The sequence below is a fragment of the Haladaptatus ordinarius genome, assembly GCF_054177595.1.
The window spans coordinates 1-1,173 of the sequence record NZ_JBPEHH010000267.1 but is presented as its reverse complement, the minus strand read 5'-3'; the positions used below and the strand labels follow the sequence as shown (position 1 = coordinate 1,173).

1 pseudogene is annotated in these 1,173 nt (G+C 51.0%); it reads right to left on the bottom strand.

The annotated features are described in order from the left end of the window. Positions 1–315: 315 nt before the first annotated feature. A pseudogene (locus ACR3FF_RS27110) lies at positions 316–1,056 on the bottom strand (orc1/cdc6 family replication initiation protein); the annotation flags it as partial. Positions 1,057–1,173 lie beyond the last annotated feature (117 nt).

Here is a 1,173-nt window from a genome sequence, read left to right as displayed (position 1 = left end):
CTAAACAGTCCTCTTTGTCAGGCAGAAAGACCTCGTTGACACTCTCTCTGCTGACCATGCTGGGGAAGGCTACGAACTCCAGTCATGAAAAAGTATTCACCGCTACAGATGAGCGATGATTCATAAAATCCATTCGATTGCGACTGCTCTCCTAGAAAATCGGAGACTCGAGATCCTGGAGAGTCACCTCTATCGATTTGTTGTGTGAAAGACCACCAAATCGTATAGACACACCCCTATCGACTTGTTCTTGTCAGCGGTAGAGCTGGGTTATCGGTAACACCCACACCCTTATCGATTTGTTCGAAGAACAAGTCACTGCTTGAGCTGTGCGTTCACAACAGAACGGAGCTCGTCATCATGGACGTCGTCTAGGCGCGAATCTTCCCGGAGTGTTTCGATGATGGTCTCCGGGTTTTCACCAAACGTGAACTCAAGGTAGCTGCCCGAGTGTGGCCCTTGGCTCTTCCGCTCTGTCTCAACCAACGAATACGTCGTGAGTTCCTTCATCTTATTCACGTACGTCTCTTGGTGATACTGATCTGAACCGAGAGTGCCTGTAAGATACTGATAGACTCGGTACCCGATCGGACTTTTCGCTGCACCAGTTCCAGTTTCACGTGCTACAGCCGCAGTCGCGAAGAGACAGAGCTTCTTCTGCGTGCTAATCCCACGAGTCACCTCTAAGACGCGGTTCTGTTCAACCTTATCTTGGGCTTCTCGAACGTGCTCTTCCTGGACTTTGTCGGCGCCTGTTTTTTCTGCAATCGACCCCGCTGTTCGCATCAGATCGATCGCCTTTCGTGCGTCCCCATTGGTTTGTGCGGCGAATGCTGCTGCGAGCGGAATGGCGTCGTCACTGAGTGCATCCTCGTGAAAAGCATCTTCACGGGCCTGGAGGATTTCCCGGAGCTGGTTGGCGTCGTAGTCGCTGAAGTGGACATCCTCGGGGGTAAACGAACTGAGAGCACGACTACCGACATTCTCCATCATCTTCGTATCGTTAGTAATGGCGGTCACGGAGACCTGAGCGCTGATTTCATCGGTGCTTCCAGAGCCTGTCCAAGAAACATCGACGGGATGACTCAGATTCTCTGGATTTCGAGCCATATGACATAAATCTTATCTAGCTGAAACTCCTGTACAGCGTAAGGATTCTCATGACGTCCAACT